Annotated in this window: 15 protein-coding genes; 7 read left to right on the top strand and 8 right to left on the bottom strand. The window is 71.4% G+C overall.

Annotated features, from left to right (window positions below):
- Window positions 1-163: 163 nt before the first annotated feature.
- Window positions 164-1,708: a chitinase gene (locus QSK30_RS13630; protein WP_285502810.1), complete on the top strand. Its 1,545-nt coding sequence runs from the start codon at window positions 164-166 to the stop codon at window positions 1,706-1,708.
- Window positions 1,709-1,808: 100 nt separating this feature from the next.
- On the opposite strand, the gene QSK30_RS13625 is transcribed toward QSK30_RS13630, so the two are convergent.
- Entirely contained in the window at window positions 1,809-2,366 is a 558-nt protein-coding gene (locus QSK30_RS13625) for a cysteine hydrolase family protein (RefSeq protein ID WP_285502809.1), read from the bottom strand.
- A gap of 72 nt (window positions 2,367-2,438) precedes the next feature.
- On the opposite strand from QSK30_RS13625, the gene QSK30_RS13620 reads away from it, so the two are divergent.
- Window positions 2,439-3,389 (top strand): GlxA family transcriptional regulator, encoded by a 951-nt coding sequence (locus QSK30_RS13620; protein WP_285502807.1) that lies wholly within the window; start codon window positions 2,439-2,441, stop codon window positions 3,387-3,389.
- Window positions 3,390-4,180: 791 nt separating this feature from the next.
- Here QSK30_RS13620 and QSK30_RS13615 read toward each other — a convergent pair.
- Window positions 4,181-4,333, bottom strand: a complete 153-nt coding sequence (locus QSK30_RS13615; RefSeq protein WP_285502805.1) for a hypothetical protein — start codon at window positions 4,331-4,333, stop codon at window positions 4,181-4,183.
- Between the two features lie 41 nt (window positions 4,334-4,374).
- Between QSK30_RS13615 and QSK30_RS13610 the strand changes: the two genes are divergently transcribed.
- Window positions 4,375-5,028 carry a hypothetical protein gene (locus QSK30_RS13610; RefSeq protein ID WP_285502803.1) on the top strand — a complete coding sequence of 218 codons (654 nt, stop codon included), beginning with the start codon at window positions 4,375-4,377 and terminating at the stop codon, window positions 5,026-5,028.
- Between the two features lie 15 nt (window positions 5,029-5,043).
- Complete coding sequence (locus tag QSK30_RS13605; protein WP_285502801.1) at window positions 5,044-5,811, top strand: enoyl-CoA hydratase-related protein; 768 nt, start codon at window positions 5,044-5,046, stop codon at window positions 5,809-5,811.
- Window positions 5,812-6,193: 382 nt separating this feature from the next.
- On the opposite strand, the gene QSK30_RS13600 is transcribed toward QSK30_RS13605, so the two are convergent.
- On the bottom strand, window positions 6,194-7,294 hold the full coding sequence (locus QSK30_RS13600; protein ID WP_285502799.1) for a sulfite oxidase: 1,101 nt from the start codon (window positions 7,292-7,294) through the stop codon (window positions 6,194-6,196).
- A 134-nt stretch (window positions 7,295-7,428) separates the two neighbouring features.
- Here QSK30_RS13600 and ggt point away from each other — a divergent pair, with 134 nt between their 5' ends.
- Window positions 7,429-9,219 (top strand): gamma-glutamyltransferase, encoded by a 1,791-nt coding sequence (gene ggt / locus QSK30_RS13595; RefSeq protein ID WP_502871836.1) that lies wholly within the window; start codon window positions 7,429-7,431, stop codon window positions 9,217-9,219.
- 705 nt (window positions 9,220-9,924) lie between these two features.
- Here the strand turns inward: ggt and QSK30_RS13590 are convergent.
- Both QSK30_RS13590 and QSK30_RS13585 read right to left on the bottom strand, forming a co-directional pair.
- A complete protein-coding gene (locus QSK30_RS13590) occupies window positions 9,925-10,644 on the bottom strand; it encodes a SanA/YdcF family protein (RefSeq protein WP_285502795.1) in 720 nt (239 codons plus the stop codon).
- A gap of 144 nt (window positions 10,645-10,788) precedes the next feature.
- Entirely contained in the window at window positions 10,789-11,076 is a 288-nt protein-coding gene (locus QSK30_RS13585) for a hypothetical protein (RefSeq protein ID WP_285502793.1), read from the bottom strand.
- Window positions 11,077-11,184: 108 nt separating this feature from the next.
- Between QSK30_RS13585 and QSK30_RS13580 the strand changes: the two genes are divergently transcribed.
- Window positions 11,185-13,203, top strand: coding sequence for an ethylmalonyl-CoA mutase (locus tag QSK30_RS13580; RefSeq protein WP_285502791.1), 2,019 nt, complete (start codon window positions 11,185-11,187; stop codon window positions 13,201-13,203).
- Window positions 13,204-13,383: 180 nt separating this feature from the next.
- Here the strand turns inward: QSK30_RS13580 and murA are convergent, their stop codons facing one another.
- Window positions 13,384-14,658 carry a UDP-N-acetylglucosamine 1-carboxyvinyltransferase gene (gene murA, locus QSK30_RS13575; protein WP_285502790.1) on the bottom strand — a complete coding sequence of 425 codons (1,275 nt, stop codon included), beginning with the start codon at window positions 14,656-14,658 and terminating at the stop codon, window positions 13,384-13,386.
- 68 nt (window positions 14,659-14,726) lie between these two features.
- Here murA and QSK30_RS13570 point away from each other — a divergent pair, with 68 nt between their 5' ends.
- Window positions 14,727-15,299 (top strand): cob(I)yrinic acid a,c-diamide adenosyltransferase, encoded by a 573-nt coding sequence (locus QSK30_RS13570; RefSeq protein ID WP_285502788.1) that lies wholly within the window; start codon window positions 14,727-14,729, stop codon window positions 15,297-15,299.
- A gap of 99 nt (window positions 15,300-15,398) precedes the next feature.
- Here the strand turns inward: QSK30_RS13570 and QSK30_RS13565 are convergent, their stop codons facing one another.
- Window positions 15,399-15,836, bottom strand: coding sequence for a DUF2550 domain-containing protein (locus QSK30_RS13565; RefSeq protein ID WP_285502787.1), 438 nt, complete (start codon window positions 15,834-15,836; stop codon window positions 15,399-15,401).
- A 28-nt stretch (window positions 15,837-15,864) separates the two neighbouring features.
- On the bottom strand, window positions 15,865-16,230 hold the full coding sequence (locus QSK30_RS13560; RefSeq protein WP_285502786.1) for a F0F1 ATP synthase subunit epsilon: 366 nt from the start codon (window positions 16,228-16,230) through the stop codon (window positions 15,865-15,867).
- Window positions 16,231-16,314 lie beyond the last annotated feature (84 nt).

The following is a 16,314-nucleotide window of genomic DNA, read 5'->3' as shown; positions in this document are numbered from 1 at the left end:
GGCACCACCGCCCGACAAGCGGGAACCGGGGTGGTCCAGCCGAGAACTGGGAACCAGCTGGCCAACCGTTCGTCGACCCGGGGGTTGACAGGCGCAGTGGTCTAGTCCATTTTGAGGTGGTCTGGATCACCCTGCACCTGCACATGCCCCTTTGGAGGCAGCCATGACGTCCCACGCGAAGCGTGCGCTCGTCGCCCTGCTGTCCGCCCTGTCGGTCACCGTCGGACTCGTCCTGGCGTTCTCCGGCAGCGCGGCGGCGGCCAACCTGGTCAACAACCCCGGCTTCGAGACGGGCGCGCTGTCCGGCTGGGCCTGCAGCGGCGGCGGAAGTGTCACCAACAGTGACAAGCACACCGGTTCGTACGCGCTGACCGCCGCCCCGGCCGGGTCAGACAACGCGCGCTGCTCGCAGACGGTCACGGTCAACCCGAGCTCGAAGTACACCCTCACCGCCTGGGTGAAGGGCTCCTACGTGTACCTGGGCGCCACCGGCACCGGCACGACCGACGTCAGCACCTGGACCCCCGGCGCGACGGCCTGGTCGCAGCTGTCCACCAGCTTCACCACGGGCGCCTCCACGCGCTCGGTCACCATCTACACCCACGGCTGGTACGGCCAGCCCGCCTACCTCGCCGACGACATCAGCCTCGACGGCCCCGGCACCCCGCCGACCAGCACGAGCACCACCGTGACGACGACGTCGACCACCACCACGAAGCCGTCGACCACGACGACGACCACGACCACCACTCCCCCGTCCAGCACGACGACGACCACCACCACACCGCCGACGACCACCACGTCCACGCCGCCCGGCCCGCTGCCCAAGCACGTGCTGACCGGCTACTGGCAGAACTTCGACAACGGCGCCAAGACCCTCACCATCGCCCAGGTGCCGACCACCTACGACATCATCGCGGTGGCCTTCGCCGACGCGACCGCGAACCGCGGCGAGGTCACCTTCACCCTCGACCCCGCCCTGGCCACCAAGCTCGGCGGCTACACCGACGCGCAGTTCAAGGCCGACATCAAGACCGCCCAGGCCCGCGGCCAGAAGGTGATCATCTCCGTCGGCGGCGAGAAGGGCACCGTCTGGGTCGGCGACTCGGCCTCCTCGAGCGCCTTCGCCAACAGCGTGTCCAAGCTGATCCGCGACTACGGCTTCGACGGCGTCGACATCGACCTGGAGAACGGCGTGAGCTCGCAGTACATGGGCGCCGCGCTGCGCACCATCTACGCCAACGGCGGCAAGGTCATCACCTTCGCGCCGCAGACCATCGACGGCCAGTCCGCCCAGCAGCCGTACTTCCAGCTCGCGCTGGCGGTCAAGGACATCCTGACCATCTGGAACATGCAGTACTACAACTCCGGCACCATGAACGGCTGCGACGGCAACGTCTACAGCCAGGGCACGGTCAACTTCCTGACCGCGCTGGCCTGCATCCAGCTGCAGGGCGGCCTGCGCGCCGACCAGGTCGGCCTCGGCCTGCCCGCCTCGCCGTCCGGCGCGGGCGGCGGCTACCAGAGCCCGGCCAACGTCAACAGCGCGCTGAACTGCCTGGCCAAGGGCACCGGCTGCGGCACCTTCAAGCCGTCCACGACCTACCCGGGCATCCGCGGCGCGATGACCTGGTCGATCAACTGGGACGCCTCGAACGGGTACGCGTTCGCCAACTCGGTGGCCGCGAACCTCGACACCCTGCCGTAAGGGGCGGACCAGAAGGGCGTGCGCGGCGGGGCGAGGGTGCCCGCCGCGCACGTCCGTTCAGGCACCGCCCGGCCCACCCCCCGGCGGGTCGGGCGGGTGGTCAGCCGAGCTCGCCCAGCACGGTGGCCGTGTCGGTCACCCGGGCGAACCCGCCGCCGTGCAGGTTCACCACGGTGGCCCGGGACAGCTCGTCGGCGCTGAGCCGCAGGCCGTCGGGACCCTCGAGGTCGAAGGTGAACGTCGCGTCGAGGGCCACCGTGACCTGGTAGCCGAGGTTGCCACCCACCCGGGCGGTGGTCTCGACGCACATGTTGGTCTGGATCCCCGCGAGCACGATCCGGGTGATGCCCCGACCGGTCAGCCACGCGTGCAGGTCGACCGCGCCGTGGAACGCGGAGTTGACGTGCTTGGTGAACATCAGGTCCGGGCGGGCCCCGTCCAGCTCGGACTTGAACGCCGCGCCCGGGGAGCCCTCCGCCAGCGGTGAGTCCGCGATGAGGGAGTCGTGGCGCACCAGCACGAGCGGCTGGCCCGCGGCCGCCCAGGCCTCGAGCAGCGCGGTGATGTTGGCCTCGGCCCCGGGGTTGTTCCGGGTGCCGCAGCGCGGGTCGTCGAACCCGCGCTGGACGTCGATCAAGATCAGTGCCGTGGTCGTCATGGCGACAACAGTGCCGGGTCCACGGCCGATCGGGACAGGTGCAGGATCAGCGCGATACGGTACTTTCCTGCCATGCGCACGATCGGTGTCCTGCTGCTGCCCGGTACCCGGGTCTTCGACTTCGCCGTGGTGAACGAAGTGTGGTCGGTCGACCGCGAGCAGCACGGCGTCGGACCGTTCGAGATGCGACTGTGCGCCCCGGGCAAGCGCCCGGTCCCGCTGCACCCGGCGGGCGAGGCCCGGCCAACCCACGGTCTCACCGGCCTGACCGGCTGCGACCTGGTCATCGCACTGGGCCGAGCCGACCCCGGCGCACACGTACCCGCCTCGGTTCGGGTCGCCCTGCGCGCGGCCCACCAGTCGAACGCCACCGTGGCCGCGCTCTGCTCGGGCGCCTTCACCCTGGGCGCCGCTGGCCTGCTCGACGGCAGGCGCGCCACCACCCACTGGGCACTGCTCGACGCGCTCGCGACGGCCTACCCGGCGGCCGAGGTCGAACGGGACGTGCTGTTCACCGAGCACGACGACATCCTGACCTCGGCGGGCGTCGTCGGCGGCCTCGACCTGTGCCTGCACCTGGTCCGCCGCGACCTGGGCCCACGCGCGGCCAACACACTGGCCCGCCGCATGGTCATGCCCCCGGTCCGCGAGGGCGGTCAGGCGCAGTACGTCGACGCCCCGATCCCGACCAGACCCGACCGCGGCGACATAGCGTCCACGGTGGACTGGGCGATGGCCAGACTGGGCGACCCGATCGCGATCCCGGACCTGGCGGCGCGGACCAGGATGAGCGTCCGAGCCTTCCACCGAGCCTTCATCGCGGCGATGGGCGACACCCCAGGCAGATGGCTCCTGTTGCAACGCCTCCGCCGTGCTCAGCTGCTGTTGGAGACCACGGACTTGTCTGTCGAACGAGTGGCGGCGAGATGCGGCCTGGGCACACCGGCCAACCTAAGAAGACGAATGCGCGCTGAGTTCGGAACCGCACCCGCGGCATATCGCCGCACTTTCGCCGCATCTTGACACTACGCGCGGAACGCACGTGACAGCAGGTAAAGCGGGTAGCCGCGAGCCCATAAAGAGAAAAAGTCCACGCCCAACTAGGCGCAGCGCGAACAGCCAAGCGCTCGATCAGGTGGATCAGCTTTGTCTGGGGAGAAAAGAGGCGCTAGCCTGGCCCAGGCGGTGGGTATCCCTTTCCCACCCGCTTTACCCACGGCGCCTCTTTTCTTAGGGGCCCCAGACAAAGCTGATCCACCTGATCGAGCATGCCCACGTGAGCAAGCGCCGACGGGCTGCCGCATGAGACCGCCCGATGCTTACTCGGCGGGACACCCGATGGGCTGCCGAGCCGACTTGGTTGGGGGGCTGCCGCCCCGGCCTACTTGGCGGGGCATGCTCGATGGGCTGGAGTGGCTTTGTTCGGGGCCCCTAAGAAAAGAGGCGCCGGGGTGAAGCGGGTGGGAAGGGATCACCCACGCCGAAGCCAGGCTAGCGCCTCTTTTCTCCCCAAACAAAGCCACTCCAGCCCATCGAGCACTTGGGCGGAGAGGTGGCGGCTGAGTGGGAGTCGAGCTGAGGAAAGCTGAAAGAAATGGCCTTGAGCTTCGGGCATTTGGCAGTGGCGACGGGACCGGTCTAGGTGTTTGGGAACAAGCTTATCCATCACGCACCTGGGCCGGGCTGGTTGTCATGTTGCCGAATTGAGGCTCGCCCATCGAGTTCGCGGCAGCGCGCGGCGCGGGCCGGACTGCTGGTCGCGCTGAGCAAAACCGGGCTTGCCGCGCCCACATCGATCCAGAGTTGTCGCGCTCCTACTTGGACTCCTCAAGCCGCGCGCGCAGGCGGTCGCGGATCTCGTCCGGTGTATAGGCGCGACGCTGGCGTTCGGCGCGGGTGACCAGTACGCCGGTGGCGGCCACGCCGAGCACACCCGCGAGGCCGAGGAACTTCCACAGGTTCCGCATCAGCCCAGGCTAGTCCTCGGGCGCGGCCCTAGGCTGGCCCCATGTCCACGATCGACCTCGATGAGGCAGTGCGCCTGGCGCGTACGGGCGATCTCTGGCTCTTCCGCGGCCGTGCCCCGGCTGACCGGGCGATCCGGGCACTGACCAATGCGCCGGTCAACCACGTTGGTATGGCTGTGGTCATCGAGGATCTGCCGCCGCTGATGTGGCACGCCGAGTTGGGGCGGTCGTTGCCCGACCGGTGGACTGGTACGCACCAGCGCGGTGTGCAGTTGCACGACCTGCGGGACGCCGTTGTCGTGTGGGCCACTCGGTACGGACAGCGCGCGTGGCTGCGGCAGTTGGAGTCGCCGGTGACCCGGGAGCAAGAGGACGCCGTGCTGCGCACGATCGCGCGGTTGGACGGCACGCCGTTCCCGTCCACCGCGCGCCTGGCGGGTCGGTGGGCGCGCGGGCGTGTCCCCAAGTTTAGGTGGCAGAAACCGCACCAGGGTGACCTGGAGTCGGCCTACTGCGCCGAAGTGGTGGCGGTGACCTACGAGGCGATGGGGCTGCTGCCCGCGGGCGAGCGACCGAACTCCTACGACCCCGGCCGGTTCTGGAGCGGCGACGACCTGGACCTGCGCTCGGGCGCGCGGTTGAGCGCCGAGATCACCGTGGAGATCCCGCCGGGGAGCACTCCGAGCGCGGGGTGAGGATACGGTCGGGTCATGGCCTACCAGCACATCTTGGTCGAGCGCGTCGACCGGACCGCGCGGATCACCATGAACCGGCCCGCCCGGCGCAACTCGCTGTCCGCGGACCACCTGACCGAGCTGCTCGACGCGTTCACCGCGGTAGCCCGCACGGACGCCACCGGGATCGTGCTCGCGGGCGCGGGCCCGGTGTTCTCCGCCGGGCACGACTTCGCCGACGTGGCCGCCCGCGACCTGCTCGGGGTGCGCGAGCTGCTGCGGCTGTGCACGGAGGTGATGCGCACCATCGAGTCGGTTCCGCAGGTGGTGATCGCCCGCGTGCACGGCCTGGCCACGGCCGCGGGCTGCCAACTGGTGGCCTCGTGCGACCTCGCCGTCGCGGCCGCCTCCGCGGGCTTCGCCCTCCCCGGCGGCAAGGGCGGCTGGTTCTGCCACACACCGGCCGTGCCGGTGGCCCGCAACATCGGGCGCAAACGTTTGATGGAGCTGGTCCTCACCGGCGACGTCATCGATGCGGCCACCGCGGAGCAGTGGGGCTTGATCAACCGCGCGGTACCGGACGCGGACCTGGACGCAGCCGTGGACGACCTCCTCTCCCGCGCGACCCGGGGCAGCGCCGCGTCGAAGGCCTTGGGCAAGCAGACCGTGTACGCGCAGCTGGACCGCCCCGAGGCCGACGCCTACGCGATCGCATTGGAAGTCATGGCCGCCGCGTCCCAGCTCCCCGACGCACGTGAGGGAATGGCCGCTTTCCTGGAGAAACGCCCGCCCGTCTGGCCATGAGCCACCCCGTTTGTCCACAGGGCCAGCGCCAATTCATCCACAATCGCCGCAGCCATCCACTGATTCACCGACGCCCTTTCGGCCGCTTGTCCGCTCACCGAAACTTGGTCCAGACGGCCTGACCGAGGCCGGAGGTGAGACGAGGTGATCGGTGATGGGCCGTGGAATGGCCACCCTTTCGGTGGGCTGGCGTACTCGTGCCACCGCGCGTGCCCGGCCAGCACGGCGCCCGGGCAGGTGGCGTGCCCGGGCGTGGTCAGACGCGGGGGCAGGTCGGGTCACCGGCCCGCACCACCAGAACTGGCTCTATGCCGGGAAAACCCGGCGATCACCGGGGTGCCTGCCGCGCTCGCCCGCGCGGCCCGGCAGGCAGCCGCGGTTCCTAGCGCACGGTGACAGCGACGCGTTGGGCCATGTTGTTGGCCATGCCCTGGGTGTTCCACGGTTGGTCCACCGGCTGGGCCGCGCCGAGCTCGTCGGTCGCGCGGACGAGCAACTCGGTGTCGCCCAAGGTGTCCGCGAGCCAGCGGTGGGTCCAGGCGCGCCAGGCGTAGCGGCCCGCGCTCGGGCTCAGGTCGGCCTCGGTCCAGGAGCGGCCCGCGTCGGTGCTGACCTCGACCCTGGTCACCGGGGCCCGGCCCGACCACGCGCGGCCGAACAGGTCCACCGGGCCCGCGGCCACGACCCGGCGGCGGGTCATGAAGTCCGGGAAGCCGGGTGGCACCACCAGGGCTCGCGGGTTGATCTTGGTGACCGGCACGCCGCGCTCGTCGGTGGCGTGTTTGATCCGGTAGGCCGTCTCGTTCTGGAAGCCGGTGAACCGGTGGTCGAGCACCGAGATCCCGCGCAGCCACTTCACGCTGGCCATCCCGTACCAGCCGGGCACCAGCAGCCGCACCGGGGCGCCGTGCTGCGGGGGCAGGGGCGCGCCGTTCATCTCGTAGGCCACCAGCACGTCGCCGTCGAGGGCGTCGGTCAGCGACAGGCCGCGCTGGTAGTCCTGCTCGACGCCGCGGTCGAGGCCGTGGTCGTGGCCGGTGAACACCACGTCCACGGCACCGTCGAGCACGCCCGCCTCGGCGAGCAGCGGGGCCAGCGGGGTGCCTGCCCAGCGCGCCGTCCCGACCGCCTCGTCGAGCCAGGGCTGGCTCACCGGGCGGGGGTGCAGGCGGGCGCGGCCGTTGCCCGCGCACTCCAGCGTCACGGTCAGCTCCACCCGCTCCCGGGCGTGCAGCGCGTCGAGGTCCAGCTCCAGCGGGCGCTCGACGTGGCCGTCCACGCCCAGCCGCCACCGGGCCGGGTCCAGGTAGGGGATGTCGTAGTGGATCAGCAGGTAGTGCAGCCCCGGGGGCGTCAGGTCGTAGCGCAGGGCCTCCAACGGCATCCCGTGGTTGCGGGCGGCCAGGCGCAGCTCGTCGAGGGTGATGCCCTCGTCTGGCGCGGCGATCCGGGAGGCCTCGGCGGGGCGGGTGGTCGAGGTCATGCCCGACAGCCTCACACGGACGGCCCATCGGTTACCAGGGATTCCACCGCTCGGCGCGCTCCGATCGGCGGTCGCGGCGACCGGGGCGGGCTAGTAGAACTGGACCACTGTCCAGCCGAGGGGAAGAGGTCATGATGCGTGTGAAGCGCGGAATGGGCGCGTTGTCAGCCGCGGTGGTCGCCGCGGCCCTGCTGCCATCGGTCGCGGGGGCGACAACACCACCGCTGGTCAAGGCACCGGTGGCCCAGGGGTACGGGGGCGCGGTCGTCTCCGACACCGTCCAGGCCACCCAGGCGGGCCTGGACGTGCTGCGCCGGGGCGGCACGGCCGCGGACGCCGCGGTCGCGGTGGCCGCGACGCTCGGGGTCACCGACCCGAACATGGCGGGCCTCGGCGGTGGCGGCTACTTCGTCCACTACGACGCCAAGACCCGCAAGGTCTCGACGATCGACGGCCGGGAGACCGCGCCGCGCAGCGCGGACGCCAACCTGTTCATCAACCCGGCCACCGGTCAGCCCTACCCGTTCGCCGACGCGGTGACCAGCGGCCTGTCCGTCGGGACGCCCGGCCAGCTGGCCATCTGGGAACGCGCGCTGGATCGCTGGGGCCGCTACGACCTCGCCGACGTCCTCAAGCCCGCGATCAAGGTCGCCGAGCAGGGCTTCCCGGTCACCCCGCAGCTGCGCAAGGAGATCGAGCAGAACCAGCCGCGGTTCAAGCAGTTCACCTCCACCGCCAAGCTCTACCTGCCCGGCGGCAACCCGCCCGCGGTGGGCTCGACGCTGCGCAACCCGGACCTGGCCAACACCTACCGCGAGATCGCCCGCGACGGCGTCGACGCGTTCTACGGCGGCAAGATCGGCCGCGACGTCGCGAACACCGTGCAGCACCTCCCGCTCGCGGCCGACGTCACCGTGAAGCCGCCCGTGGGCAAGCTGTCGGTCGAGGACCTGCGCCGCTACCGCGCCCTCGACCAGGCGCCGACCAAGGTGGGCTACCGCAACGTCGAGGTGTACGGCATGGCGCCGTCCTCCAGCGGCGGCACCACCGTCGGCGAGTCGCTGAACATCCTGGAGACCACCAAGCTCGGCTCGCTCAACCGCACCCAGGCGCTGCACTACTACCTGGAGGCCACCAAGCTCGCCTACGCCGACCGCGGTCGCTACGTCGGTGACCCGAAGTTCGTCACCGTGCCGACCCGGGAACTGCTGTCGGACTCCTTCGCCGCCGTCCGGGCCTGCCGCATCGACCCGATCCGGGCCACCCCGGCGCCGGTCGCCCCGGGCAACCCGCTCGACCCGGGCCAGTGCACCCCGCCGCCGCCCGCGGCGACCCCGACGCAGGAGAACGAGGTCCACACCAACCACTTCGTGGTCGCCGACGCCCGTGGCGACGTCGTGTCCTACACCAACACCCTGGAGCAGGTCGGCGGCAGCGGCATCGTGGTGCCCGGCCGCGGCTTCCTGCTCAACAACGAGCTGACCGACTTCAACTTCACCCCCACCCAGGGCACCGCCCCGGACCCGAACCTGCCCGCCGCGGGTAAGCGGCCGCGGTCGAGCATGTCGCCGACGATCGTGCTCAAGGACGGCCGCCCGTGGCTCGCCCTGGGCTCCCCCGGCGGTTCCACGATCATCACCACCGCCCTGCAGATCATCCTGAACCGCGTCGACTTCAAGCAGTCCCTGCCCGACGCGGTGGCGGCACCGCGGGCCAGCCAGCGCAACACCCCGACGGTCACCGCCGAGCCCGGCTTCATCACCGCCAACCCGGGCCTGGCGACCTACGGGCACAAGTTCACCGAGCAGGCCGAGATCGGGGCCGCCGCCGCCCTGGAGTTCCTCGGCCACGACCAGATCCTCGCCGTCGGTGAACCCGTCCGCCGCAGCGGCACCTCGGCGGGTGTCGCCTACCCGGCCAAGTAACCCTGCGCCGCGGCCGGGTGTGGACCTGCCACCCACCCGGCCGCGGCCAGACCCACGACTCCAGGACCCCACCACGCCGACCGCGCGACCAACCGCCGGTGATGACGCCACCGCAAGTGGGCTGTGCGTTCGTAGCGATGATCGCGGGCACCAGTGGTCAACGGGTGGTGGCGCCGAGCGTGGTCAGGCCGATCAGGTGGAGAAGCGAGCAGGGTCGGGGCGAGCGGGGTCCGGCTGGTCGACAGCAGGACTCCGACGCGGACCGACCACAGCGGACAGGACGGGCCGCCGCGCGGACGAGCGCGGCGGGCCTGTGCTGCACCTATCCCTTGTGCAGCAAGGAGCTCCAGTGAGCAGACCACGCTCGTACCGCAGCCAAAGGCCGACCCCGCTGGTACGCAACAGGATCTCCACCCCGCTGGAACGCGAGGCCCGCTACGGATGCTCGATCTAGTGGACTCGCTTCGTGTGGGGGGAGAGCACCGCTAAACTTGACCGGTGGTGGGGAATGCCCTTCACCCGCCCTTTTTTCACCACCGCGGTGCTCTAGGGGCCCCACACGAAGCGAGTTCACTAGATCGAGCCTCGCTCGAAACCCAGGCAACGAAGACGGCAACGCCAAGGCGACCCCACGACACCACCCAAAACGACGAGCCCAGGTAAGAGCAGGGCTCGATCGGGCGAATGCCTTCGCGCGGGGCCCACCTACGGCAGGGCCAGTGCCCTGTCGATGCCCGTCTCCCGCGGCCCCAGGAACCGCGGGTCCGGGTCGACCATCGCGTCCAGGACCGCCTTGATCCCGGCCGGGACCTCCCGGACCCAGTACCGCGTGTCCTCGTTCCCCGGCGCGGGCGAGGCGACGCCGCGGGCGTCGATCCCCGCGTCGCGGCAGAGGAAGACCGCTCGGCGGACGTGGAAGGCCTGGGTGATCACCAGGGCCGAGGTGACCCCGAAGATCCGGTGCGCGCGCACGCACGAGTCGTAGGTGTCGAACCCCGCGTGGTCGGCGACCACCTTGGCCTCGGGCACCCCGTGCGCGGTCAGCCACCCGGTCATCGCGGCCACCTCGTCGTAGCCGACCCGGCCGTGGTCGCCGGAGACGAGCAGGGCGCGCACGCGGCCGGACTGGTAGAGGGTGAGCGCGTCCGCCAGGCGGGCCTCCAGGTAGGGCTTGGGCGTCCCGTCCGCCTGCAGCCCGGCACCGAGCACGATCCCCACCGAGGCGGACGGGGCGTCAGCCGCGGCGTAGACCTCGCCGCCGGTGGCCACCCGGATGGTCAGCACCGGTCCGAACAGCACTAGGGCCAGCACCGTCACGACCCCGCTGAACCACACCCGCAGCCGACGGCGCCCCCACCAGGCCCACCCCCGCGCGATCACCGCACCCGCCCGTTGGGCCGTCAACCACCTGCTGGACTCCCCCACGCCGACTCCCCCTCGCCCCTGGACGGCACGCGACGCGGCGCCGCGCGGCCTGGAACACGTACCCGCCGCCGCGCCCACCCGCACGCTCGTCACTACAAAGACGCCGCAGTGACTCGCCGCGTTGCCGCGGTGACGGAGTCGCTGTCAGTCGTCGAGCAGGGCGGCGATCGCGGCCCGCTCGTCCGCCGGGAAGACCAGCACCCGCAGGCCCTCGCCGTCCTCGGCGGGCACGGTGGTGGCCCGCACGCCCGCCGCCTGCAACCGCTCCTCGACGAACCGGGCCGCGGTCTGGCTGGGGACCTTGGCCACCTCGCGCAGCAGCCCGTAGTCCTTGCGGCGGTCGTCGGTGGTGAACGCCCAGCGCAGGACCAGACCGAGGACGCCCACCACCAGCAGGGCGACCAGCGAGAGGTAGGGGGCGGGCAGGTCCATGGGCACATCATCGCAACCCGCCCGGGCCTGTGAGCAATTGCACGGGCGCGGAACCTGTTACCGACCAGTACTGTCAGCCGGAAAGGACTGATTAACGGAGGTTAACCGGTGCCGTATCCCGCAGACCGAGAGCGCGACCGTCCGTGGGTCATGCGCACCTACGCGGGGCACTCCTCCGCCGCCAAGTCCAACGAGCTCTACCGGCGCAACCTCGCCAAGGGCCAGACCGGTCTCTCGGTGGCCTTCGACCTGCCCACCCAGACCGGCTACGACCCCGACCACGAGCTGGCCCGCGGTGAGGTCGGCAAGGTCGGCGTCCCGGTCAGCCACCTCGGCGACATGCGCACGCTCTTCGACGGCATCCCGCTCGGCGGCGCCAACACCTCGATGACGATCAACGCCACCGCGATGTGGCTGCTCTCCCTCTACGTCACCGTCGCCCAGGAGCAGGCCGAGGCCGAGGGCACCGACTGGCACGAGGTGGTCGCCAAGCTCGCGGGCACCACCCAGAACGACATCATCAAGGAGTACCTCTCCCGCGGCACCTACGTCTTCCCGCCCGGGCCGAGCCTGCGGCTGATCACCGACATGGTCGCCTTCACCGTGGCCGCCGTGCCGAAGTGGAACCCGATCAACATCTGCAGCTACCACCTGCAGGAGGTCGGCGCGACGCCGGTGCAGGAGGTCGCCTACTCGATGTGCACCGCGATCGCGGTGCTCGACGCCGTGCGCGACTCGGGGCAGCTGCCCGCCGACGAGTTCGGCGACGTGGTCGCGCGGATCTCGTTCTTCGTCAACGCGGGCGTGCGGTTCATCGAGGAGATGTGCAAGATGCGCGCCTTCACCCAGCTGTGGGACGAGATCTGCCGCGACCGCTACGGCATCACCGACCCGCGGCAGCGCCGGTTCCGCTACGGCGTGCAGGTCAACTCGCTGGGGCTGACCGAGGCGCAGCCGGAGAACAACGTGCAGCGGATCGTGCTGGAGATGCTCGCCGTGTCGCTCTCGCGCACCGCGCGGGCCCGGGCGATCCAGCTGCCCGCGTGGAACGAGGCCCTCGGCCTGCCGCGGCCGTGGGACCAGCAGTGGGCGCTGCGCATGCAGCAGGTGCTCGCCTACGAGACCGACCTGCTCGAGTACGAGGACATCTTCGACGGCTCCCCGGTGATCCAGGCCAAGGTCGACGAGATCCTGGTGGGCGCCCGCGCGGAGATCGACCGCGTGCAGGCCATGGGCGGCGCGGTCGCGGCGGTGGAGAGCGGCTACATGAAGACCCAGATGGTCGGTTCGCTCGCCGAGCGGCGCAGGCGGATCGAGGCGGGCGAGGAGACCATCGTGGGGGTGAACAAGTTCGGCACCACCGAGCCGAGCCCGCTGCAGGCCGAGGGCGCCAAGGCGATCGAGACCGTCGACCCGGTCGCCGAGCGGGAGGCCGTCGCGGCGATCGCCCGGTGGCGCGCGGAGCGGGACAACGCCGCGGTGGACGAGTCGCTGCGGGTGTTGCGCGAGGCGGCCAAGACCGACGCGAACCTGATGGCGGCCACCCTGACCTGCGCCCGCGCGGGTGTGACCACCGGCGAGTGGTCGGCGGCGCTGCGCGAGGTGTTCGGCGAGTACCGCGCCCCCACCGGCGTGTCCGGCGCGTCAGCGTCCGGGGAGGCGGGCGCCGAGCTGGGCAAGGTCCGCGAGTGGGTGCGGGCTACCGGCGAGGAGCTGGGCGGGCGGCTGCGCATGCTGGTCGGCAAGCCGGGCCTGGACGGGCACTCCAACGGCGCCGAGCAGATCGCCGTGCGGGCCCGCGACACCGGTTTCGAGGTCGTCTACCAGGGCATCCGGCTCACCGCCGAGCAGATCGTGGCCGCCGCGGTGCAGGAGGGCGTGCACGTGGTGGGCCTGTCGATCCTGTCCGGCTCGCACCTGGAGGCGGTGCCCGCCGTGGTCGAGGGCCTGCGGGCGGCGGGCGCGGGCGACATCCCGGTGATCGTCGGCGGCATCATCCCGCCGGACGACGCCAAGATCCTCGCCGAGCGCGGCGTGGCCCGGGTGTTCACCCCGAAGGACTACGAGATGACCGAGATCATGGCCGAGATCGTCCGGGTCATCCGACGCGCGAACGACCTCGACTAGTCCCGCGGCAGAGCCTCGGACGACGCGAGGACCGATCACCAAACCGGCCGTGATCCGCACGGCCGGTGGCTGCTGGGTGCGGCCGCGTCACCACCTCGGCCGGCCGGGACACCGCATCAGTCGACTGTGGACAGTGCGGCGGCGTTCAGCGCGCCGGGTACCGCGCGATCCGAGCCCTGGCTAGGAGATGCGCTCCGGGTCGGCGTCCACGCGGCGGACGTCGGCGCCCAGGCGGCGCATGTTCTCGACGAACTTGGGGTAGCCGCGGTCGATGTGGAAGACGTCCCAGACCTCGGTGACGCCGTCGGCGCACAACCCGGCGAGCACCAGGCCCACCCCGGCGCGGATGTCGGAGGCCCACACCGGCGCGCTGGACAGCCTCGGCACGCCGCGCACGACCGCGTGGTGGCCGTCGGTGCGGGCGTCGGAGCCGAGCCGGATCATCTCCTCGACGAACCGGAAGCGGGCCTCGAACAGGTTCTCGGTGATCATCGAGGTGCCGTCGGCGATCGCGGTCAGCGCGATCGCGAAGGGCTGCAGGTCGGTGGCGAAGCCCGGGTAGGGCAGCGTCACGAAGTCGACCGCGCCCGGCCGGTCGTGCTGCACGACGCGGAAACCGTTGTCCAGGATGGTGATCTCGGCACCCGCGGTGCGCAGCTTCTCCAGCACCAGGTCGAGGTGGTGCGGGTTCACCCCGTTGATGGTCAGGTCGCCGCGGGTCATCACCGCGGCGAAGGCCCAGGTGGCGCCGACGATCCGGTCGCCGACCACGCGGTGCTCGGTGGGCGTGAGCGAGGTGACCCCGTGCACGGTGAGCGTGGAGGTGCCCGCGCCCTCGATCTTGGCGCCCATCTGCTGCAGCATCAGGCACAGGTCGATGATCTCCGGCTCGCGCGCGGCGTTGTCGATCACGGTGGTGCCCTCGGCCAGCACCGCGGCCATCAGGATGTTCTCGGTGGCGCCGACGCTGGGGAAGTCCAGCCAGATCTGCGCGCCGTGCAGGTTCTCCGCCTCGGCGACCACGCAGCCGTGCTCGATCTCGCTGCTGGCCCCGAGCTGGCGCAGGCCGTTCTGGTGCATGTCCAGCGGCCGCGAGCCGATCGCGTCGCCGCCGGGCAGCGCCACCACGGCCCGCTTGCAGCGGCCGACCAGCGGCCCCAGCACGCACACCGAGGCGCGCAGCTTGCCCATCGACGCCGAGTCGGCGCGGTGGTTGAGCTCGGCGGGGGTGGTGATCCGGGTGGTGTCGCCGTCCAGGTCGACCGCGCAGCCCAGGCTGCGCAGCACATCGGCCATCAGCGGCACGTCCAGGATCTCCGGGCAGTTGGTCAGCGTGGTGGTGCCCTCGGCCAGCAGCGCGGCGGCCATCAGCTTGAGCACGCTGTTCTTCGCCCCGACGACCTCGACCGTGCCGACCAGCCGCGCGCCGCCGTGAACCTGGAAGTGCTCTGTCACGGGGGCAATGATGCCCCAGGCCACTCGGAGCCGGGCAGGCGGGAGACCGGAGTCAGTAGGCTCGGGGTATGTCGGTTCGGATCAATCGCGTGTACACCAAGGTCGGCGACAACGGCACGACCGCGCTGGGCGACGGCTCCCGGGTCGCCAAGACCTCGCCGCGGCTGGCGGCCTACGCCGACGTCGACGAGGCCAACTCCTCGATCGGGGTGGCGATCGCCCTCGGCGCCCTCACCCCGGAGCTCGCCGAGGTGCTGCGCGGCGTGCAGAACGACCTGTTCGACGTGGGCGCCGACCTGTGCGCCCCGATCGTCCCCGACCCGCCCTACCCGCCGCTGCGGATCACCGAGGAGTACGTGACCCGCCTGGAGGGCTGGATCGACGGGTTCAACGAGCGGCTGGGCAAGCTCACCTCGTTCATCCTCCCCGGCGGCACCGCGGGCGCCGCGCTGCTGCACGTCGCCCGCACCGTCACCCGCCGCGCCGAACGCGGCGCCTGGGCCCTGGTCGAGGACGACGCCGACCGCACGAACGTGCTGGCCGCGAAGTACCTCAACCGCCTGTCCGACCTGCTCTTCGTCCTCGCCCGGGTCGCCAACCCCGACGGCGACGTCCTCTGGCAGCCCGGCGGCGGCCGCTGACCCCAGGTACGGCAGCGGCGGGGCTCGTCGACCTATGAGCCCCGCCGCGAAAGCCGACACACCGGCACGTCGCCGGTGGGGTGAATGACCCTGGTGCGCTCAGGAGGCCCAGGGGAGGCGCTTGCCGGGGGGCGCGCTCTCCATCCAGGACAGGAAGCCGGTGAGGGCGTCGGTGCCCATCGCCAGTTCGACGGCCTGGGCGCCGGGCAGCGGCTCGAACCGCAGGACGCGGGAGCCGTGCGGCAGGTTGGGGGTCTCGATGTGCTCCGGGTCGCGGCGGGCGGCGATCTCCAGGCCGTCGCGGTGGATGATCCGGTCCGGGCCCGCGCGCAGGCTGATCGCCCGGAACCAGGCGAACTCGTCGCCCTGGTAGCGGCCGACGCCCAAGTGCCAGCCGCGGCCCGAGTCGTCGAAGTCGGTGCGCAGGGCCACGTGCACGCCACCGGCGCGCAGCAGCCGCAGGCGGCGCAGGACGAGCAGCAGGAGCACGAGCAGGACGGCGGCCAACAGCGCCACGACCACGGTGCTGATGTCCACTGGCCGCCTCCTGCCCGCTAGGCCGTCATCAGACCGTTTGCTCGGCCGCGCGCAGTCGCGCCGCGGCCCAGTTGCGCTCGTCGGCGTCGCCGTCGCCCAGGGCGGTGCGAGCGGCGCTCACGTCGATCTCGGTGGAGAGCTCGGCCGACTCGGCCAGGATGCTCACCGCTTCCGCGGTCACCGAGAGGAAGCCGCCGTGCACGGCGGCCACGATGGTCTCGCCGCCGGTCGTGCGGATCTTGACCACGCCACCCTCGACCAGCTGTCCCAGCACCGGCTCGTGGCCGGGCAGGATGCCGATCTCACCCTCGGTGGTCTGCGCGACGACGAACGTGCCGGTACCCGACCACAGGCGTCGTTCCACGGCGACCAGCTGGACGGACATCTCAGCCACGTCGATCTCCTTCAGGCTCGCGGTTGTCCGCCAGTCTAGTCGGAGTCCTGACAACCTCCCCAGCCAGCCCGGTGTCGAACAGGG

It is taken from the genome of Actinokineospora sp. NBRC 105648 (genome assembly GCF_030269645.1).
Lineage (GTDB): Bacteria > Actinomycetota > Actinomycetes > Mycobacteriales > Pseudonocardiaceae > Actinokineospora.
The sequence above is the reverse complement of the archived record's forward strand: the minus strand, read 5'-3'. Positions and strand labels throughout refer to the sequence as shown.